This window comes from Streptomyces sp. NBC_00252 (assembly GCF_036187565.1).
Lineage (GTDB): Bacteria > Actinomycetota > Actinomycetes > Streptomycetales > Streptomycetaceae > Streptomyces.
Window position 1 is genome coordinate 9,642,605 of record NZ_CP108087.1, and the last position, 19,565, is coordinate 9,662,169.

Consider the following 19,565-nt stretch of genomic DNA (forward strand, 5'->3'; position numbering starts at 1 on the left):
GTGAGGCAGGTCGCTCGCCCCGGTCACCGGCTTTGAACCGGACGCCATGACGATGGGCCGCTCGATCCGGTGACCGGATCGGTCCGGTCCCGGACCCGATGCGGCCTGTCGCCCGCCCACCCGCACGGCGCAGTCTGGGGACATGACCCGAGCACTGATCGTCATCGACGTCCAGGAATCCTTCCGCGCCCGCCCGCTGTGGGCGACCATCTCCGACCCGAAGATCGCCGACCAGGTCAACCGCCTGGTCCGGCTCGCCCGGCAGGCCGGTGACCTCGTGGTGTGGGTGCTGCACTCCGAGCCCGGCAGCGGCGACGTCTTCGACCCGGCCCTCGGCCACGTCCGGCTGATGGACGAACTGGAGCGCGCGGACGGCGAACCGCTCCTCCACAAGACCTCGCACAACGCCTTCACCACCACCAACCTGCAGCAGCTCCTCACCGAGCACGGCGTCCGCGAACTCACCGTGTGCGGCATCCGCACCGAGCAGTGCGTCGAGACCACCACCCGCGTCGGCAGCGACTTCGGCTACCAGGTCACCTTCGTCACCGACGCGACGGCGACGAACCCCATCCCACACCGCGACGCCCCCGCCGACCAGACCGTCGCCGAACTCCTCGCCGACCCGCGCACCCTCCCCGCCGACGAGGTCGTCCGGCGCACCGAGTACGCCCTCGCGGGCCGCTTCGCCACCATCGCGACGGTCGACGAACTGGAAGCCGCCGCCGCACATCAGGCATGATGACCGGATCGTGAGCAACGTCGTCTTCTTCCTGGTCCCCGGAGTCCACCTGCTGGACCTGGCAGGCCCTGCCCAGGTCTTCTCCACGGCAGCCGACTTCGGGCACCCGTACACGCTCTCCTACGTCGCCGAGCAGTCCCAGGTCACCAGCGCCCAGGGGCTGCCCCTGACGGCCGCGCTCGACTGGCCCGAGCTGGGCCCCGAGGACCTGGTGGTGGTGCCGGGATGGCGGGCCCTCACGCTGGTCGACGCGCCCGCCGTCGGCGACACGGCTCTGCGGGCGCTCCGGGACCACCACGCCCGCGGCGGGACGGTGGCCAGCGTCTGCGCCGGGGCCGACGCGCTCGGCCGGGCCGGGCTCCTCGACGGCCGCCGCTGCACCACCCACCACGACGTCCAGGACGAACTGGCCCTGCGCCACCCGAAGGCGACCGTCGTCCGCGACGTCCTGTTCACCACTGACGACCGGGTCGTCACCTCGGCCGGCATCGCCAGCGGCATCGACCTCGCCCTGCACCTGATCGCCACCCGCCACGGTCCCGCCGCAGCCGCCCAGATCGCCCGGGACATGGTCGTCTACGCCCGCCGCAACGGCCACGAACCGCAGGCCAGCGCGATGCTCCGGCACCGCTCCCACCTCGACGACACGGTGCACCGCGCCCAGGACCTCATCGACACCCGCTTCGACGAGACGCTGCCGCTGCCCTCCCTCGCCTCGGCGGTCGGCGTCAGCGAGCGCACCCTGACCCGCCTCTTCAGCCGGGCCACCGGACTCACCCCGCTGCGCTACCAGCAGACCCTCCGCCTCGAACGCGCCGAGCACCTCATCAGCCACGGCGTCACGATCGACGCCGCCGCACGCTCGGTCGGCTTCGAGGACGCCCGGATGCTGCGCAGGCTGCGGTCGCGTACGCCGTGAAGAACCGGCGGTTCGGCGCGGCGGGCTCCGAGGCCCCGACCCCGGAGCCCGCCGGCGCCACACGGAAGCCCTAGGCGGCCGTACCGCCCGCGTAGTCGCTCTTGAACGTGGTCTCGATGGTCGTGGCGACGGACTGGGCCACGCCCGTGCCGGTGAGGATGATGCCCAACTCCCTATTGTTGGAGAGGGAGTTGCTGCTGATGTTCATCGAGCCCGCCTCCACCTCCTGTGTGGACAGACCGTAGTCGGCGACCATCGCCTTGGCGTGGATGTAGAAGCCGTTGGGGTCGGAGTAGCCGATGACTTTGCCGCCGGCCGCCTTGATCGCGGAGACCTCGCTGGAGTAGTCGGCAGGAGTCTCCAGCACCACCCGCACGGCCACGCCCGCCTTCGCCCGGGCCACGATCGCGTTGACCACCGTGCTGTCGCTGAACTCCAACTCCTCGACGTCCAGCGTCTTCGTGGCCGCGTTGATCACGGTCAGCAGCCGGCTGCGCGAGTCGGTGGGGGACCAGAGCAGATGGTCGCCGTCGGTCGGGGTGACGGAGGTCCCGGCGTAGTCCGCGTTGAACACCTTCTCGATCGCGGCGACATCACGGGTGTCGTCGGTGAAGACGCCGTAGTCACGGCCGGTCGAGTAGTACTGCGAGGTGAGATTGCCGGTCAGGACAAGGGACTTGGTGCCGTCCACGGTGATCGTCTTCTGGTGGGTGTAGACGAAGGCCGACGGCGACCACACGACACCCACGCCCGCGTTCGTCAGGGCCGTGTACGCCGAGCTGTTCGCTGACTGGTGCGCGCGGTCGAGGACCACCCGTACGGTGACGCCCTTCTTCTCCAGGGCGATCAGGTCGTTGACGGCCGTGGTGTCCTCCAGCTCGTACATCGTCATGTCGAGCGAGGAGGTCGCCGAGTTGATGAAGTCGTAGATGGTCGGCTGGGTGGTGCCGGACTGCGAGAAGGCGAAGGCGGTGTACGTCGCGGCGTTGGCGGGGACGGCCGTGACGAAGAGGGTGGCGCCGGCTGCCAGCGCGACACCCGCGCGGCCGAGGAACGTCCTCAACATGCGTGACTCCTAGTCGAGTTGTTGCCCACGTGGGGGGTGGCGGGCAGGTGCATGACACCACGCGCGTAGAACGCGGTGGAAGGGAACCCGGGTGAACTCACGATTACCGACCGCGCGCCGCGTCGGACATAGGGGACTCCGCGCAGGTGGGACCCGATTCATGGGGTCCCCGCGAGGAGGCAAAAACTTCGTAGCAGGCGCACCGGACGATCGACACCGCGCATCGCCAACCCCCAAAGGGGCGCGGGGAACTGCGCGCCCAGCCCCCACGGCGCGGCAGCCGAACAATGACGTACCGGGTCACCCCAGCGGAGCGCCTAGGCTGCGCCCGACATCCGCATCAACCCCAGGAGCCCCCCGTGTCCACCCACCCCTTCCCCGACGCCCACCACCCCGACGAAAAGCCCGCCCCCCACCCCCTCCTCGACCCCGTCCTAGGCCTCCTGGGCCACTGGCAAGGCAAGGGCGAGGGCGAATACCCCACCCTGGACGGCGACTTCACCTACGCCCAGGAAGTCACCTTCACCCACGACGGCCGCCCCTTCCTGCACTACGAGGCCCGCGCCTGGATCCTCACCCCCGACGGCACACCCCTGCGCCCGGCCGCCCGCGAGAGCGGCTGGTGGCGCCTGCAACCCGACGCCCGCGTCGAGGCCCTGATCACCCAACCGACCGGCATCGCCGAGATCCTCGTAGGAACAGCCGCCGCCGGCACGGTCGACCTCACCACCCACGAGGTCGCCCTCACCCCCACGGCCAAGAAGGTCACCGCCACCCGCCGCCGCTACACCCTGACCGACGAGTCCACGCTCACCTTCGCGCACGACCTGGAGGCCGTAGGACAGCCGCTGCAACACCACCTCGCGGCGCAGCTCCGCCGCACGGGCTGAAATGGACTGATCAGAAAGCCTGTTCACGGCGTTGCTTTCCGAATATCCGATCGTTGATCTCCTCGTGCAGTGAGTGGTGCCCGAGCGGCATGGAGGCGTGGATCGACAGTGGTGCCCGGCGGCCTCCCGTGGGCAGGCGAACGGAGAGCCCTGTGCGCATGAGTGACCTTCAGCGGTGCGAGATCCGACCCGGACGACTCGTCGAGTGGACGCTGCACCCGACGGCCGTAGGAGCGGCGCGGGAACTCCCGGACGACGCGCGGCCACCGGCGTACGTGCAGGAGTCCCACATCCGGACGGCGCGCACGGTGCGCGAGGACGGGCTGTTCGTGCCGACCTGGCTCGGTACCGCCTTCGACATGCCGGGACGGATCCAACTCGACGTTTTGCAGGGCGCGTTGCGGTCCTGGATGCTCCGGCACGAGACGCTGCGCAGCGGCTTCCGGTGGGCCGGTGACGAGATGCGCCGCTTCACTCTCGACGCCGACGACGTGGCCCTGCACCGCGAGGACGTGGGGGAGTTCGCGGACCCGGTCACGCTGACCCGGTATCTGCAGGACCGTTTCGACGTGGCGGCGGACGCGCTCACCTGGCCCAACTTCCTTTTCGCGGCGGTCGTCCGCGACGAGGGTACGAGCGTCTACCTGGCCTTCGACCACAGCAACGTCGACGCCTACTCCCTCCACCGCATCGCGGGCGAGGTCCACGAGCTGTACGCGGCGGGACTCGCCGGGACGTCGGTCGAGGCGGCGCCCGTGGCCAGTTACATCGACTTCTGCGCGGGCGAGCGCACCGACGCCGACCAGATCGACGACACCCACACCGTCGTCTCCCGCTGGCGCGAGTTCATCGCCCGCTGCGACGGCAAGCTGCCGAACTTCCCCGTCGACCTCGGCCTCGACCCCGAAGGACCGCTCCCCACACAGAAGTTCCTCCAGGAGATGCTGGTCGACGACATCGACGCGGCGGCCTTCGAGGCGTACTGCCGGCCCTACGGCGGGAGCCTCGTCGGCGTACTGGCGGCCGTCGCGCTGGCCGCCCGCGAGATCAGCGGCCTCGACGTGTACCGCACCGTCGTCCCCTTCCACACCCGCGCCAAGTCCCGCTGGGCCGACTCGGTCGGCTGGTACGTGGGCGGCGCGCCGATCGAGATCCCCGTCGAGCACGCCACGGACTTCGACGACGCGCTGCGCATGGTCCGCGCCACCCTCCGCGAGAACCGCCCGCTGGCCCGCATGCCCATCGCCCGCGTCCTGCGGCTGCTCGGGGCCGACTTCCGGCCCACGTCACCCGACCTGTACTCGATCGTCTCCTACGTCGACTCGCGCGCCCTGCCCGGTTCGGAGCGCTGGCAGGAGCTGAAGGCGTACGGACTGATCCGGGTGTCGTACGGCGACCAGGTGTGCGCGTGGGTGACCCGGGTCCACGAAGGGCTGCAGTTCGCGTGCCGCATCCCGGACAACGTCATCGCGGACAAGAACATGCGGCTCTGCATGGAGCTGGTGCGCGAGCGCGTCGTCGAGGTGGCCCGGCAGGCCTTGCCCGCGGCGGTCGGTCGCGCCTGACGGCGCCCGGGGGCGCGCGGCACCGCACCGTACCGACCTGCGCACGCGCGCCCCATGTCCGAACAGACATCATGCGGGAGCCTCATGAGGCCTGACCGCGAACGGCGTGGACCACGACCGGCACCCGGCACCCCACGGGTCTTCAAGGCCTGTACGCGGGCAACGCCATCGAACCGAGGCGCCGACTAAGCGTCGGCTGCCGTGAGCGCGTCCCAGCCGCTCCAGGCAGGGATCGCCTCGCACGCGTCCCGCCACGCGGACGGGATGCCGCCCGTCCCGGTGCGGGCCGCGACGACACCTCCGGTGATCGCGCAGGTCGTGTCCCGGTCGCCCCACCCGGCGACGGTCTGCCACAACGCCTCGGGCAGGTCGTCGAGTCGACCGGCGGCGGACCACAGGGCGAACGGCACGGTGTCCGGAGCAGAGATGAGCGTCCCGGAGCCGAGCACGGACGCCGCGTGTCTCACCGAGGTCCGTCCGGGGAAGTTCGCGGCGACCAGCAGGCCGGAGCGGACATCGCTCTCCGGCACCTGCGAGGCGACCTCCCGCAGGAACTCGGCACGAGGGGCGGCCTGTTGACCCGCACCGGCCGCGGCCAGGGCGCCGGCGACCGCCACGGCCACCGCCCCCGCGACGGCCTCCGGGTGCGCGTGAGTGGTCAGCGCGGACAGCCGGGCCTGCTCGGCGGCGGCCTTCAGGTCGTCCCGGAACCAGGCCCCCAGCGGGGCGACCCGCATCGCGGCACCGTTGCCGTACGACCCCTGCCCGCCGAACTGCCCGGTGGTGACCGCTGCCAGTCCTCGCCGTCGCCGATGCGGCGCAGGATGCCGTGCATGGACGGGCCGTACCCCCGGTTCGGGTCACGCTCGTACTCGGCTGCGAACTCCCGTGCCAGCGCGCCCGGTCGGACCTCGCCATAAGCCACCAGGTGGGCGAACAGGACGAACGCCATGGCCGAGTCGTCCGTCCACGACCACGGCGCGGGGCGCAGTTCCCGCGCGGCCCACAACTGCTCGGCGTCCTCGTCGGACCGCGTGAACCAGCCGTCGCCGAAGGCGTCCCCCAGCACCAGCCCGTCGAGGGATGCGTGGGCGTACTGCGGACTGCTCATGGCGGGGCTCCTGTCGATGATCGCCGGAATCGACACATCGTAGTTAAAGTGCGGGGATGGAACGGATCTTGGTGGTCGGGTCGACAGGCGCGGGCAAATCGACGCTCGCACGGCCCGTGGGGGTACGGCTCGCAGTGCCGTACCACGAGATGGACGCGCTGTACTTCAACGGCCCCGACTGGGCGGTGAACCAAGGCCTGACCGACGACGTCCTGCGGCTCACCTCAGAACCCCGCTGGATCATCGACTCGATCGGCTCGCCCGAAGTCCGTGATCTGCTCTGGGAGAAGGCCGACACGGTGCTCTGGCTGGACTACCCGAGACGTGTGATCATGCCGCGCGTGCTGCGCCGTTCGCTGCGGCGGACGGTCACCCGCGAGAGCGTCTTCGGCGGCAACAGGGAGACGTGGGCGGGGTGGTTCAGCCGGGAGCACCCCGCCTGGTGGGCCTGGTCGCAGTACGCGAACCGGCGCCGCGAGATCGAACGCCGCACCGGCGACCCGCTCTTCGCGCCGCTCACCACACACCGCTTCGCCCAACCCGCCGACACCGAGGCCTGGTTGGCGTCCCTGCGCTGAAGTCCCCGGACCTGTCAGAGGAACGGCGTGCCCGCGTCGAGCCCCGACAGCACGCGGCCGTACAGCTCCAGGTTGGTGGCCGGATTGACGAACGAATGCAGGTTGAGCGCGTACAAGTCCCGCACCGCACGCTGGATCGGGACGTCGCGGTGCAGCGAGGACGCCCCAGACGCGGAGGCGATGAGGTCCACGGCCTCCTTGCACAGCCGGGCCGCATAGCCGCTCTGCGCCCGGATCCTGGCCCGGTCCGCCTGTGTGTACGGCTCGCCGTTCTCGGCCGCGGTCTCGATCCGGGCGACGAACTCGCGGGCGAGCAGCTCGGCGCAGGAGATCTTCATCGCCGCCTCGGCGATCTGCAGATGCGTGACGCCCGCCTCGTACTGCCGCTCGTGGAAGGTGTAGGTGATGCCCCGCCGATGGATCCGCTCGGAGAACTCCGCGAGGGCCGCCCGGGCCGGGCCCAGGGCGTTCGGCGCCGTCCAGGCACAGAACAGCATCAGGACCGGCATCCGGTAGAAGGGGTCGTCGGCGTTGGCTTTCGAGGGGAAGTCGCCCGCCAGCAGCGGGCCGACCGGCAGGACGCGGTGGGCGGGCACGAACACGTCCCGCGCGACCACGCTGTTGCTGCCGCTCCCCGCCAACCCCGAGACATGCCAGTCGTCGAGGATCTCCAGCTCGGACATCGGCACGGCGGTCCACAGCAGTTCCGGCGGGCCCTCGGCGGACCGGACCCGGACCGTCAGCAGATGCCAGTCGGCGCTCTGGCACCCGGTGGCGAAGCCCGACGTGCCGTTGACGACATAGCCGCCGTCCGTCGCCACCGCGACCGCGTCCGGGACCAGCGTGCCGCCGACCCGTACGTCAGGGCTGGTGAAGATCTCGTCCTGCGCCTCGTCCGGGAAGAGCGCCGCGATATACGCGCAACCGGCCTGGATCAGCGCCACGAAGCCGGTCGAACCGCACCCGGCGGCGATCTCGCTCAACACCTCGACCTGCGTGCTCAACCGGCTCTGGTAACCGCCGTACCGCCGAGGGACGTTCATCCGGTACACCCCGGCCTCCGTCAGGGCCGACGCCACTTCCTCCGTCACCCTTCTCTCCTGCTCGGTGCGCAACGCGTGCTCGCGGAGCAGGGGTTGGAGCGCCCGTACGCGTTCTACGAGGCCGGCGGCTGACGGGGACGCTGAGGACGGTGCCATGGACGACCTCCGGTCACGGGAGCCCTCACCGTGACGCGGATCGGGTGAGGTGTCAACGCCCTTGTTGACAGGGGCCGTTCAGGCGCGAGTGCCCAAGGAACGGTAGAAGTCGAGGTGGCCGCGTGCCGCCGCGTCCCAGGTGTGCCGGGCGGCCAGCGCACGCCCGGCGGAACGCCGCTCCGGGTCCTCCGTCGCGAGCGCGTGCCCGAGCTCGGCCGCCAACTCCTCTGGAGTCGCTGCGAATTGAGCCGCCTCGCCGAACACCTCCCGCAGCACCGGCAGATCCCGCACCACCAACGGAACCCCCGCCGCCAGCGCCTCCATCGCCGCGAGCCCGAACCCCTCCTTGAGCGACGGAAACGCGAACACGTCCGCCGCCGCGACCAGCGACGGCAACTCGTCCTCTCCCACCTGCCCCAACACGATGGGTTCCAGGTCGAGTTCGGCGGCCCTCGCCTCCCACCTCGCCCGGTAGTCGCGATAGTCGAACAGCGTCTCACCGCCCGCGATCACCAGCCGGACGTCAGGACGCGTGGCGCGCAGCAGGGCGTACGCCTCCAGCAGGTCCAGGGAGCCCTTGCGGGGTTCGATGCCGCCCACGGTGAGGACGTACGGGCCGAGACGGGATCGCCAACTCGCCTGCGCGGCCGGGTCGGTGGCGGCGAAGCGGTCGTAGGCCACGCCGTTCGGGATGACTTGAGCTTCGATGCCCCAGCCCGACGCCAACTCCCCGGCCACGGCTGCCGATACGCAGATGTGGGCGTACGGCTCGACGATCGCGCGCTCGTGGCAGGCGGCGAGCTCGGGGGTGGTGAAGTGGTCGAGGTGGTGGACCGTGCGGACGCAGGGGCCGGCCGCGTTGGCGCTGATGCAGTCCTGGGCGTGGACGACGTCGTAGGGCGTGGGGTCGAAGGCGGCGCGGAGGGTGGTGATGGAGCGCAGGATGCGTGCGCCGACCGACTCCTCGGGCGGGCCGTCGGGGAACGGGACCACCTGGATTCGTACGGCGGGGTGCACCGGGCGGAAGAAGCCCGCGTCGCCGCCCCGGCCCAGGGTCCACACCGTGACGTCCTCGCCCAGGGCCGCGAGGGCCTCCGCGAGGGCGAGGGTGTGGACGACCCCGCCGCGCGGCTTGGTGGAGTAACTGAGCAGGGCGATCTTCACGTACGGGACTCCCGGTAGGCGTCGGGGCGGCGCTCGTCGAGGTGGCGCAGGACGCGGCGGGCGCGGTCGGTCTCGGCCGCGACGTCGATCTCGGCCACGGCGAGCCCGGCTTTGGACCAGGTGCGGGCGAGGATGTCACCGCCCGGGCCGACCACTTTGGCCTGGCCGAGGAAGCGCATGCCGCCCATCGCGCCGGTCTGGTTCGAGGAGGCCAGGACCACCTGGTTCTCGGCGGCGCGCGACTGGTCGTAGAGGTCGAAGAGGCGGGCCTGACGGTCCTGGGCCATGCGCGGGGCGCGGTTGGTGATGCTCGTGGGCCACGCGGAGAGACAGGCGAAGATCTCGGCGCCGTCCAGGGCCAGCGAGCGGGCCGACTCCGGGAACGTCTTGTCGTAGTCGATCAGCATGCCGAGACGGCCCACCGGGGTGTCGAAGGCGTCGAAGCGGTCCCCCGCCGTGTACGCGGCGACCTCGCCGGCGGGAAGGTGCACCTTCCGGTGGCGGCCGAGGACGCCGTCGCCGCTGACGCAGACCGCCGCGTTGTACCGCTCGGTCCCGCCGTCCTCGCAGTAGCCGACGCACACCACCATCTCGGCGGCCAGGCGCGCGACTTGGAGGATCAGCGGGTCGTCCGGCTTGAGCGCGGGAGGAAGCGCCTGCGGGTCGGGATGGCGCAGATCGGCGAGGTACCCGCCGAGGGCGGCGTCCGGCAGGACCAGCAGCCCGGCGCCCGAACCGCGGGCGTCGTCGATGAGTTTGGCGACGCGCGCGAGGTCGAACTCCAGGTCGCGGCCGAAGTGGGCGGCCGCGGCCGCGATCCGGACGGTGCTCATACGGTGACTGCTCCCGGGGCTGGGCCATAGGTCTCGGGCCGCCGGTCGCGCAGATGCCCCATCGACCGGCGGGCGGTCTCCAGGGCCTGGACGACGTCGAGTTCGGCGACGGCGATGCCGGAGGTCACGCCCGTGTCGGCGAGGATCTCGCCGCCCGGGTCGACGACCTTGGCACTGCCGACGAAGCGTAGCGACCCGAACGTGCCCGCCTGGTTGGCGGACAGCCACACGATCTGGTTCTCCAGCGCCCGCGCCCGGTCGAACAGGTCGAACCGCCGCTTCCAGCGGTCCTGTTCGAGGTCGGCGGTCGCGTTGGTGCGCGCACCTGGCCATGCCGACACGCACACCCCGATCTCGGCCCCGTCCAACGCCAGGGCCCGGGCCGACTCCGGGAACGCCTTGTCGTAGCAGATCATCATCCCGAGCCGGCCGACCGGTGTGTCGAAGGCGTGGAAACCGTCACCGGAGGCGTAGCTCGCGTCCTCGCTGAGCGGCTGGTGGACCTTGCGGTGGTTGCCGAGGACGCCGTCGCCGGTGACACAGACGACGCTGTTGTAGCGGGCGTCCCCGGCGGCCTCGCAGTATCCGGCCACGACCGTCAACTCCCCGGCCAAAGAGGCCAGTCGGCGGATCTCCGGGCCGTCGAGGGCGAGCGCGGGCGGGCCCTCGTCGAGTGCGCCGTCGTCGTCCAGGCTGAGCAGATAGCCGCCCAGGCACGCTTCTGGCAGCGCGAGAAGCCGCACGCCCTGCTCGCCCGCCTCCTTGATCAGCCGCTCCACGATCGCGAAGTCCTCCTCCAGGTCGCGGCCGAACTCGGCGGCCACGGCCGCCATCCGCAGCGTGCTCATGCCGTCCCCATTCCGGTCACCGCGGAGGCGACCGCCTCGGTGATCTCTCCGTCGGGCCAGCGCAGCCCGACCCCTTGCCCGGCGGTCAACTCCCCGCACACAGCGCCCGTTGCGGGCCCGGCGGGCAGCGCCGGCGCGTGCGGCTCGTCGGCCGTGAGCATCGCGAACCCCGGGAAACAGGTCAGCCAGTCACCCATGGCCGCACCCGTCGGCCGGGGCACGGCGCCCACATCGAGCACCGCCCCGCAGCCGCTCGCCTCGGCCAGCATTCCCAGCGTCCCGGCGATCCCCGCCATCGACACGTCCTTCGCCGCGGCCGGTCGCGCGACGGCCACCGCCTCTGTCATCGTGCGCAGTTCGTCGGTACGACGCCGGGTGGTCGAGTCCCATTGACGGCCCCGGTAGCCCGCGCGCCAGCCGCCGCCGAGGTCCGCCGTGAGCCGTACGGCGTGTCCGGGGCGCCCTCCGCCGCCGGGCACGGGACGGTCGGTGCGGCCGAGCGCGGTCACCGACAGGGCTGCGGGGACGCCGAGTTGAGTGTGCCCGCCGAGCACCGGGACGCCGTAGGCCCGTGCCGCGCGGGTCAGTCCGGCGAGGACCAGTGCCGCGTGCGCGGCGTCCCGGGCACCCAGCGCGTCCAGCAGCCCGACCGGTGAAGCACCCATCGCCGCAAGGTCGTTGACGTTCACCAGGACAGCGCACCAACCCGCCCACTCGGGGTCCCGCTCGACCATCGACGGCACGATCGCGTCGCACGCGGCGATCACGTCCGTGCCGGGGACGGGCGCGCCGTCGTCACCGACGAAGCCCGGAGGTGCGGGCAACTCCGCGAGCAGCGGGCCCAGTGCGGACTTGGTGGAGGCAGCTTGGGCCGCGATCCTGCCGATCGGCCATCGCATCAGGACGTGCGGGGTGTCCGCGACGGTCGTCGGGCGCACGGATCGCCAGCCCAGGCGCCGGAAGAGCGGTTCGCTGCGGGTCTGGACGGTCGCGTCGAAGCGCAGGACGCCTTCGCCCTCGGCCCGCGCGCACGCGGCGCGGACCAGTGCGGCGCCGATGCCCTGGGGGCCGCGCGCACCCGGTGCCACGACCAGTCTGCCGCCCGCCCACCAGCCCAGGTCGGGACCGTCGTCGACCGGCCCGAGCCGGACCCCGCCGACGACCGCCTGGGACCGGTCCTTGGCGACCAGCACCACCGTGCGGGGATCGGCGTCACGGTCGTCCAGGTCGTGGCGGGTGAACAGCCCCTGCTCGTGCACGAAAGTGTCCCGGCGGAGTCGCCGGTAGTCCGCCAACTCGCCCTGACCGGACGCTACGTCGACGTGGAAGTTGGGTCGGCGTGCCAGTGTGCTGCGGTCGCCGAGCAGGGCCAGGATGTCGAACGGCCGGTCCGTCGCCGGTGCTGTGCCGGAGCCGTCGAGGAGCACGCCCTCAGCCTCCCGCCGACTGCAGGACACTGCACGCGCCGCAGGCCGCACAGCCCGCCTTCTGATCGGCGCCGCTCATCCCGGCGGCACGCAGCTTCGCCGCGACGCCCTCGGTGACGTACGTGAGGAGTTCCGGGCCCGGTGCCGGGATGCCGTCGCGGGCGGCGAGTGTGCCGGCCATCGGACGGAACGGGACGACGAACGGATACACGCCCCGCTCGATCAACTCGCCTGCCCCCGCGATGAGTTCGTCCGGGTCCTCGCCGAGCCCGACGAGCAGATACGTGGAGACACGGTTCCGCCCGAAGACCCGCACCGCCTCGTCCCACGCGGCCTCGTACTCGGCCAGGGGCACCGCCGACTTGCCCGGCATCCAGCGCCGCCGCATCTCCTCGTCGAGGGACTCGACATGAATGCCGATCGTGGCGGCCCCGGCGTCGTGCAGGGCCCCGATCCAGTCGAGGTCGCCGGGCGGTTCGCACTGCACCTGGATGGGCAGACCCGGGACCGCTTCGAGGACGGCGCGCACGGAGCGGACGAGGTTGCGGGCGCCCCGGTCGGACCCGGTGGTCGTGCCGGTGGTCATGACCATCTGCCTGACGCCGTCCAACCGGACCGCCGCCTCGGCGACTTGGGCGAGCTGCGCCGGTGTCTTGGCGGCGACCGTCGCGCCCGAGCGCAGGGACTCCTCGATGGTGCAGAAGCGGCACCGGTCGGCCTCGGCGTAGCGGATGCAGGTCTGGACGACGGTGGTGGCGAGGACGTCGGCGCCGTGGAGGCGGGCGATGTGCTCGTAGGGGGTGCCGTCGGCGGTGACGAGGTCGTAGAACTTCGGGCGGTGCACAGGGGTCAACGTGAGCCCGGTGTCGGTGAGTCGACCGTGTTCGTCGCCGAGCCAGACCTTGCCGTCGCGGACGCGGTAGGGGCTGGCGGGGTTGGTGGGCAGTGCGGCGTTGGCACCGTCGACGAGGACGTGGCCGTCGCCGCTCGGACCCGCGCCGTCGGGCCGCCGTACGGGGGCGTCCAACGCGACGCCGTGCAGGGCGAGTTCGGCGCGCGTCATGATGCGCACATCCACCGCCGTGCTCGTCGATCCGGTGCCAACGCTCACAGCGGCCCCCTTACAGCTGGTAGGTGGAGTTGATGATGGCGCCCTTGCGCGCGTAGTGGATCAGCGCGTCCTGGACATCCAGCGGGTGGGTCGGGATGACGCCCTCGATGAGGTCCTCCTCGCGGGCGCCGTGCAGGGACAGACCGAAGCGGCAGCAGAACACCTTGCCGCCCTCGGCGATGAACGTCTTGAGCTGGTTGTTGATGTTGTGCTCGCCGGGGAACGCCGAGTTGCCCGTGGTCGGAAACCCGCGGGTGGCAAGGCAGTTGAGGGAGCCGGGGCCGTAGAAGTAGATGGCTGTCTCGAAGCCCTTGCGCAGCGCGCGGGTCGCCTGGAGGACGGCGACGAAGGAGACCGAGGACTCGTGGGCGATGCCGTGGACCAGCGTGAAGTACGTCTCGCCGTCCTCCGCCTTGTAGTCGGGGAACACCTTGGTGGCGCCGTAGATGCTGGTGCCCTCGGGGAGGGACGGGTGGGGGATCTCGTTGAGGGACTTCTGCTCGATCTCGCTGAGTTCGACGGTTTCGGACATGGCTGTCTCCTTGTACGTACCGGACGGGGGACGGGAGTCGGTCAGTCGTAGAGCGCGGCGAAGGTGTCCCGGAAGACCAGGTCGCCGAGTTCGCCGCCGCCGGTCGCTTCGGCGAGGCGGGCGTATTCGCCGGTGAAGTCGCCCCACGGCTGGTCGCTGGCGAAGAGCACCCGGTCATGACCGATACCGCGGCGCTCGATCTCCCGGGCCAGCCAGCGGGGAGTGAACCCGATGGCCCAGGAGAGGTCGGTGTAGACGTGCTTGCCGGCGGTGATCCAGTCGAAGAACCGGGAACCGGCGAGCTTGATGTGGCCGCTCATCCCGCCGCCGAAGTGCACGAGATGGACGGGGACCTGGTCGGCGTACCAGTCGACGAGGTGGCCGACCTCGTCGATGTCGGAGGCGGCGCCGGGGGAGGTGTGGACGTGGACGACCAGGTGGTGGCGGGCCGCCTCGGCGAAGATACGGTCCAGGTGAGGGCGGCAGGCCGGGTCGGTCGGCCGTCCGCCGAGAAGGAAGCTCAGTTTGAGCGCCTTCACGCCCCGCTCGCCCGCCAACTCCAGTGCCTGCGCGGTGCGTTGCTCGTCCTCGGGGCGCGGGGAGACCCACAGCCCGGCTCGGATGCGGTCGTCGGTCTGGGCGGCCTCGATCGCCAACTCGTTGAAGGAGAAGGCGATCGCGGGGTCCGGGACGCCGTAGTTCGGGATGACCAGGGCGCGTTCGGTGCCCTCCGCGTCCAGGTCGGCGACGAGTTGCTTGACGGTGGCGCGGGCGGTGGTGTCGGGGTTGACCGGCGGGCCGCCGTAGAAGGGGTAGGCGGGCAGGACGCCGATGTGGCGGTGTGCGTCGTGGACCATGGGTGTCGTCCCGTTCCTCGTGCTCGTCCTTTTCCGCTGCTTCCGCTGCTTCCGCGCGCTCGTCCTTCGCCTCAGCCGATCGGGAGGGCGGAGGCGAGTTCGGTGGGGGCGCCGGTGAGGGTGCCGCAGACGTCGGCGAGGCGGCGGGAGGCCTCGATGTGGTCCGCGAGGAACTCCGCGTCCCTGCCCACCGCTTCGAAGCGTCCCGAGCCCCATGAGTGCTGCCAGGGCAGGCCCAGGAAGTACAGGCCGGGGACGCTCGTGGCGCCGCGCCAGTGCATCGGGTAGCCGCGGCCGTCGAAGACCGGGGCCTCTATCCAGCGATGGTCGCGGCGGAACCCCGTGGACCAGACGACGGACGTGATGTCGGCCTGGACCAGGTCGAGTTCGCGGGGCTGGTCGTCCGGCTCCCACACGGGTACGTAGCGCGGCTCCACTGGTGCCGCGATGTTCCGGGTGGTGATGTGGGCGTCGACGGCATCCTTGATGCCCTCCGCCACGGCGTCCGCGTGATCGAGGTTCACCTTGAGGTCGTCGGCGAACTCCAGTGCCGTACCGGTGACTTCGGTGAGCCGGCCGTACAGCCGCATGCCGTCGCGGGCGAAGGCGCGGAGGTCGATGTCGCGGCCTCCGTCGCGTCCGGTGACGTAGTGGTTCACGCGCATCCGGACCGCGCCGGCGTCGTCGAAGTCGTCGATGCTCTTCGCGTAGTGGCCCATCTCGTCCAGCCAGGCGACACAGTCCCGGCCGCGGTAGAACCGGGCCACGCGCGGCGCGCTGCCGACGGCCAGATGTACCTGGCGTCCGGCGAGGTGCAGGTCCTCGGCTATCTGGCAGCCGGACTGGCCGGTGCCGACCACCAGGACCGCGCCCGGGGGGAGTTGGGCGGGGTTGCGGTAGCGGGACGAGTGGACCTGGGTGATGGCGTCGGGCAGGCGCTGGGCCATCGGGGGGAGCGATGGTGTGTGGTACGGCCCGGTGGCTATCACCACCTGGTCGGCGGTGAAGTCCCCCTCGGTGGTGGCGAGTTCGAAGACCCCGCCGGGGGAGCGGCGCAACCTCGTGACGGTCACGCCCTCGACGAGCGGCGGGCGGAAGTGGGCGACGTAGCCCTCCAGGTACCGCACGATGTCGTCGCGGACCATGAAGCCGTCGGGGTCGTCGCCCCGGTAGGGGTAACCGGGCAGCCTGCACTGCCAGTTGGGGGTCACCAGACAGAAGGAGTCCCAGCGGCGCTCGCGCCACTCGTGGCCGACCCGGTGCGCCTCGACGACCACGTGGTCGATGCCGCGTTCGCGGAGTTCGTGGCTGACCGAGAGCCCCGCCTGACCACCGCCCACCACGGCCACCGAGTAGTGCGCGCCGGACAGCCGTGCCGCCGGGCGCGTCGCGGGCCGCCGCATGTCGACATACATCTCGGGCATGACATCCTCCATGCCGCGCGCCGAGGTCTTGCCACCTCGCCGCTCTCCATGTCGACCAACTTCAGCCCTGTGGATGTCCGAACGAAGTCATCGGGAACAAAGGGGAGTTGCGAAAACCTCACCGCCGACTGGGTGCGGGGTGAGCTATGTGTCACCGGCCGTCGCGGTGTCGGCGGAGGGCCACTGGGCGAGCGAGATCATGGCCATCACCCGGCGGATGAGATAGACGGCCAGCGGCAGTTCGACGAACAACGCCAATGCCGCCGACAACCAGACCTCCGAGGTGCCGAAGGCGAGGGACACGTCGAACCACGCGTCGCAGATCAGCAGGACCGACGTGGTGAGCGCCGCCAGGACGACGGCGCGGTTCCGCCGCCAGCCGAGCAGCGCGGTGGATGCCATCGCGACCACGAGCAGGATGTCGAACCCGACCCAGGTCAGGCGCCACTGGTGGACCTCGTACCCGGACGGCAGCGTCAACGCCAGCACGACGGTCCAGGGAACCAGTGTCACGGCGCAGACGGTGAGGAGTTCCAGGGTGTGGCGCCGATGCCGCCGTACCCGCTCCAGTAGATCGGACGTATGGGTGGGTGGCGTGCCCCCTTCGTGGGGGTCGGCCTGCGCGTCGTTCACCTCGGCTGCTCCGTTCTCGCGCTGTTCGACCGGGCGGTCCATTCGGACCATTCCCATCCGGCACGAACAGGCTAATGCGCGTCCTTCTCAACCCTTCGTGGGGGAGTACCGGTCGGCCGTGGGGCGACAACTCGCCCGCCCGGCCGACCGGTTGAGTGAGGGGCGGGTCAGGCCGAGGCGCCCCGGGCGCGGAGCATGCGGCTCACCTCGTCGGAGCGTTCCAGGACCGTGAGGCGGACCACCGGGACCGCCTCGCCGGACACCTCGCGGGCCCGCTCGATGTACGTCGGGTCGATGCCGTGCAGCGGGAAGAGCCGGTGCGTGTAGCTCATCGCCAGGATCATGCCGCCCTGGTGGAGCTTCGGGACCGCCTCCAAGTACCGCTCGGCGTACGGCGCGAGCAGCTCGTCCTGGCCGGGGCGCCAGAAGGCCGACGCCACCGGGCCGACCGAGGTGACGGGCACCGAGCGGTCCACGACCAGCCGCTGCCAGACCTCCGCCTTCGCCGCCGCGTCGGGCAGCGCGGCCCGCACGATGAGGGCGCGGACCCAGGCGTCCGGGTTCGGGTCCTGGGTGAGCAGGAGGTCGGACTCCGCCGCGACGTCACCGCCCAGTTCCGCCTCGCGGGTCAGCGCGCGCCAGCGAAGGTCCACGTCGTCGCCCGCCTGTTCGCGGAGCCAGGCGAGATCGTCCGCCGTCGTCGCCGTACCGGCCAGGCCGCGCAGCGCGACCCGGCGGCGGCCGGGGTCCGCGGCGAGGTCGCGGCAGACCGCCGCCACCGCCGCCGACAGGCCGTCGCGCTCGGCGGGCGGCGCCCACAGCTCCGCGATGTTCGCGGACAGGTTCAGATACGCCTCGATCACCGCGTCGGACGTCTCGACCGCCAGCACCGAGGTGAGACACCGGCCGGCCTCCGCCGCCGTCGCGTCGCCGGTCGTCAGCATGTCCCACACGGTGGCCGCGGCCACGCCCCGTGAGATGGCGGAGGGCAGTCGGGCCGCCGTACGGAAGAGGGCGTCCCTGGTGGTGGGGTCGGGGCGGGTCGTCGCGAAGGTCAGGTCGTCGTCGTTGACCAGCAGGACGTCGGCGTCGGAGGGGAGGCCGGTGACGGTGGCGCGGGGTTCCGTCACCTCGACCCGCACCAGCGCCTCGCGTTCCAGCGCGTCGCCGTTCTTCGTGTACGCCCCGACGGCCAGCACCTGCGGACGCGGAGTGTCGGCGGCCACCAGGGTGACCGTGTCGCCGTCGCGCTCCAGCGTGAAGCGGTCGGTGCCCGCCGTCGCCAGCCAGGCCGTGCGCCAGGTGTCCAAGTCGCGGCCACTGGCCTCGGTCAGGGCGTCGATCAGGTCCTGGAGGGTGGTGTTGCCCCAGGCGTGGCGGGCGAAGTAGGCGGCCATGCCGGTCTTGAACTGCTCTTCGCCGACGTACGTCTTGAGCTGCTGGAGGACGGACGCGCCCTTGGGGTACGTGATGTTGTCGAAGATCGACGCCGCCTCGGCGACATCGTGGATGGGCTGGTGGATCGGGTGCGAGGCGGGGCCCTGGTCGGAGAGGTACGCGCGGATCTTGCCGATCATGAGATGGCTCGCCCAGGCGTCGGTGTGCCGGGTCGCGCGCTCGGCCGCCCAGTGGCAGGCGAACTCCGCGAACGCCTCGTTCAGCCACAGGTCGTCCCACCAGCGCATGGTGACGATGTTGCCGAACCACATGTGGGCCATCTCGTGCAGCAACACCCGTGCCAGCAGGCCCTGTTCGGCGGGGGTCGGCGCGGCCCGCTGGAGAAACGCGTCCGACCAGGTCACACAGCCGTAGTTCTCCATCGCCCCGCCGAACTCGGGCATGAACACCTGGTCGTAGCGGCGCTGCGGGAACGGCATCGCGAAGACCTCGCCGTAGAAGGCGAGGCCCTGGCTGGTGAGGGTGAAGATGTCGTCGGCGTCGCGCTCGAGGATCTCGGCGAGTGAACGGCGGGCGTACAGGCCCAAGTCGTGGCCGTCGGTCTCGCGGCGCACCTCGTGGAAGGGACCCGCGTTGATGACCGTGTTGTACACCGAAAGGGGCGGGGTGTCAGGGAAGGTCCAGCGGCGGCCGGACTCCACCAACTCCACCTGTGCGTCACCGGAGTTGCTGGTGACGGTCCAAGCGGCCGGGGCCGTGACGGTGAAGGCGTGCGGGGCCTTCAGGTCCGGCTGGTCGAAGCACGCCCACACGAAGCGGGCCTCGTCCGGTTCGAAGCTCATCCACAGGTACACCTCGCCGTCGGCGGGGTCCGTCGCCTTGTGGACACCCTCACCGGCCGTCGTGTCGGCCTGCACGCTCTCCACCCGCAGGACGTTCCGCTCGGCCAGGCCCGGGAGGTGGATCCGCCCGTCCTCGGCGGGGGCGAGCGCGACGCCGTTCAGCGTGGCGCTCAGCACCTGGGCCGCACAGTCCACGAACGTCTCCGCGCCCGGCTCACGACACGTGAACGCCACGGTGGAGACCGCGCGGACCTCCGGACCGTCGGGCAGCGCGGTCAGGTCGACGTCCACGTCGTACCGCTCGACCGCGATCAGTCGGGCCCGGCGCTCGGCTTCGATGCGGGTCAGGCTTCGGATCCCCATGTGTACTCCCTCGGCAGACAGCGGCCGTCAGCCTACGACGGAGATCGATGGGGAGTGCAGGGG

At 71.3% G+C, this 19,565-nt stretch carries 17 protein-coding genes and 1 pseudogene; 5 read left to right on the forward strand and 13 right to left on the reverse strand.

All coding sequences use genetic code 11. The features are described 5' to 3' along the window. Window positions 1-142 precede the first annotated feature (142 nt). Entirely contained in the window at window positions 143-742 is a 600-nt protein-coding gene (locus OHT77_RS42975; RefSeq protein ID WP_328833802.1) for a cysteine hydrolase family protein, read from the forward strand. 10 nt (window positions 743-752) lie between these two features. Continuing rightward, window positions 753-1,661, forward strand: coding sequence for a GlxA family transcriptional regulator (locus OHT77_RS42980; RefSeq protein WP_328833803.1), 909 nt, complete (start codon window positions 753-755; stop codon window positions 1,659-1,661). A gap of 70 nt (window positions 1,662-1,731) precedes the next feature. Here the strand turns inward: OHT77_RS42980 and OHT77_RS42985 are convergent, their stop codons facing one another. Continuing rightward, window positions 1,732-2,727, reverse strand: coding sequence for a phospholipase D-like domain-containing protein (locus tag OHT77_RS42985; protein ID WP_328833804.1), 996 nt, complete (start codon window positions 2,725-2,727; stop codon window positions 1,732-1,734). Window positions 2,728-3,086: 359 nt separating this feature from the next. Between OHT77_RS42985 and OHT77_RS42990 the strand changes: the two genes are divergently transcribed. After that, entirely contained in the window at window positions 3,087-3,617 is a 531-nt protein-coding gene (locus OHT77_RS42990; protein WP_328833805.1) for an FABP family protein, read from the forward strand. Between the two features lie 158 nt (window positions 3,618-3,775). Beyond that, the gene (locus OHT77_RS42995) at window positions 3,776-5,182 is read left to right on the forward strand and encodes a condensation domain-containing protein (RefSeq protein WP_328833806.1); all 1,407 of its coding nucleotides are present in this window, start codon (window positions 3,776-3,778) and stop codon (window positions 5,180-5,182) included. A gap of 185 nt (window positions 5,183-5,367) precedes the next feature. Here the strand turns inward: OHT77_RS42995 and OHT77_RS43000 are convergent. After that, window positions 5,368-6,293, reverse strand: a pseudogene (locus tag OHT77_RS43000) (ADP-ribosylglycohydrolase family protein). Window positions 6,294-6,349: 56 nt separating this feature from the next. Here OHT77_RS43000 and OHT77_RS43005 point away from each other — a divergent pair. Further along, window positions 6,350-6,871 (forward strand): adenylate kinase, encoded by a 522-nt coding sequence (locus OHT77_RS43005; protein ID WP_328833807.1) that lies wholly within the window; start codon window positions 6,350-6,352, stop codon window positions 6,869-6,871. 14 nt (window positions 6,872-6,885) lie between these two features. On the opposite strand, the gene OHT77_RS43010 is transcribed toward OHT77_RS43005, so the two are convergent. From OHT77_RS43010 to pepN, 11 genes are all read right to left on the reverse strand, one after another. Further along, window positions 6,886-8,070, reverse strand: a complete 1,185-nt coding sequence (locus OHT77_RS43010) for a flavin-dependent monooxygenase (protein ID WP_328833808.1) — start codon at window positions 8,068-8,070, stop codon at window positions 6,886-6,888. 78 nt (window positions 8,071-8,148) lie between these two features. Then, window positions 8,149-9,234, reverse strand: coding sequence for an MSMEG_0565 family glycosyltransferase (locus OHT77_RS43015; protein ID WP_328833809.1), 1,086 nt, complete (start codon window positions 9,232-9,234; stop codon window positions 8,149-8,151). Then, complete coding sequence (locus tag OHT77_RS43020) at window positions 9,231-10,067, reverse strand: carbon-nitrogen hydrolase family protein (protein ID WP_328833810.1); 837 nt, start codon at window positions 10,065-10,067, stop codon at window positions 9,231-9,233. Before OHT77_RS43020 ends, OHT77_RS43015 begins: the two co-directional genes overlap by 4 nt. Next, window positions 10,064-10,915 carry a carbon-nitrogen hydrolase family protein gene (locus OHT77_RS43025; RefSeq protein WP_328833811.1) on the reverse strand — a complete coding sequence of 284 codons (852 nt, stop codon included), beginning with the start codon at window positions 10,913-10,915 and terminating at the stop codon, window positions 10,064-10,066. The genes OHT77_RS43020 and OHT77_RS43025 overlap by 4 nt, the downstream gene beginning before the upstream one ends. Continuing rightward, entirely contained in the window at window positions 10,912-12,342 is a 1,431-nt protein-coding gene (locus tag OHT77_RS43030; RefSeq protein ID WP_328833812.1) for an MSMEG_0567/sll0787 family protein, read from the reverse strand. Before OHT77_RS43030 ends, OHT77_RS43025 begins: the two co-directional genes overlap by 4 nt. 4 nt (window positions 12,343-12,346) lie before the next feature. Further along, entirely contained in the window at window positions 12,347-13,453 is a 1,107-nt protein-coding gene (locus tag OHT77_RS43035; RefSeq protein WP_328833813.1) for an MSMEG_0568 family radical SAM protein, read from the reverse strand. 10 nt (window positions 13,454-13,463) lie between these two features. Next, window positions 13,464-13,985, reverse strand: a complete 522-nt coding sequence (locus OHT77_RS43040) for an MSMEG_0572/Sll0783 family nitrogen starvation response protein (protein ID WP_328833814.1) — start codon at window positions 13,983-13,985, stop codon at window positions 13,464-13,466. 41 nt (window positions 13,986-14,026) lie between these two features. After that, window positions 14,027-14,842: an amidohydrolase family protein gene (locus OHT77_RS43045; RefSeq protein ID WP_328833815.1), complete on the reverse strand. Its 816-nt coding sequence runs from the start codon at window positions 14,840-14,842 to the stop codon at window positions 14,027-14,029. A gap of 71 nt (window positions 14,843-14,913) precedes the next feature. After that, window positions 14,914-16,266, reverse strand: a complete 1,353-nt coding sequence (locus OHT77_RS43050; protein ID WP_328833816.1) for an MSMEG_0569 family flavin-dependent oxidoreductase — start codon at window positions 16,264-16,266, stop codon at window positions 14,914-14,916. A 144-nt stretch (window positions 16,267-16,410) separates the two neighbouring features. Next, a complete protein-coding gene (locus tag OHT77_RS43055; protein WP_328833817.1) occupies window positions 16,411-16,941 on the reverse strand; it encodes a hypothetical protein in 531 nt (176 codons plus the stop codon). A gap of 125 nt (window positions 16,942-17,066) precedes the next feature. Next, complete coding sequence (pepN, locus tag OHT77_RS43060) at window positions 17,067-19,502, reverse strand: aminopeptidase N (protein WP_328833818.1); 2,436 nt, start codon at window positions 19,500-19,502, stop codon at window positions 17,067-17,069. Between the last annotated feature and the right edge of the window lie 63 nt (window positions 19,503-19,565).

Excerpts from the sequence above, each read along its gene's own strand:
- OHT77_RS42985 (WP_328833804.1), bottom strand. The coding sequence starts at position 2,727 with ATGTTGAGGACGTTCCTCGGCCGCGCGGGTGTCGCGCTGGCAGCCGGC.
- OHT77_RS43020 (WP_328833810.1), bottom strand. The coding sequence starts at position 10,067 with ATGAGCACCGTCCGGATCGCGGCCGCGGCCGCCCACTTCGGCCGCGAC.
- OHT77_RS43025 (WP_328833811.1), bottom strand. The coding sequence starts at position 10,915 with ATGAGCACGCTGCGGATGGCGGCCGTGGCCGCCGAGTTCGGCCGCGAC.
- OHT77_RS43050 (WP_328833816.1), bottom strand. The coding sequence starts at position 16,266 with ATGCCCGAGATGTATGTCGACATGCGGCGGCCCGCGACGCGCCCGGCG.
- OHT77_RS42975 (WP_328833802.1), top strand. The coding sequence starts at position 143 with ATGACCCGAGCACTGATCGTCATCGACGTCCAGGAATCCTTCCGCGCC.
- pepN (WP_328833818.1), bottom strand. The coding sequence starts at position 19,502 with ATGGGGATCCGAAGCCTGACCCGCATCGAAGCCGAGCGCCGGGCCCGA.
- OHT77_RS43005 (WP_328833807.1), top strand. The coding sequence starts at position 6,350 with ATGGAACGGATCTTGGTGGTCGGGTCGACAGGCGCGGGCAAATCGACG.
- OHT77_RS43055 (WP_328833817.1), bottom strand. The coding sequence starts at position 16,941 with ATGGACCGCCCGGTCGAACAGCGCGAGAACGGAGCAGCCGAGGTGAAC.
- OHT77_RS43045 (WP_328833815.1), bottom strand. The coding sequence starts at position 14,842 with ATGGTCCACGACGCACACCGCCACATCGGCGTCCTGCCCGCCTACCCC.
- OHT77_RS43010 (WP_328833808.1), bottom strand. The coding sequence starts at position 8,070 with ATGGCACCGTCCTCAGCGTCCCCGTCAGCCGCCGGCCTCGTAGAACGC.
- OHT77_RS42995 (WP_328833806.1), top strand. The coding sequence starts at position 3,776 with ATGAGTGACCTTCAGCGGTGCGAGATCCGACCCGGACGACTCGTCGAG.
- OHT77_RS43040 (WP_328833814.1), bottom strand. The coding sequence starts at position 13,985 with ATGTCCGAAACCGTCGAACTCAGCGAGATCGAGCAGAAGTCCCTCAAC.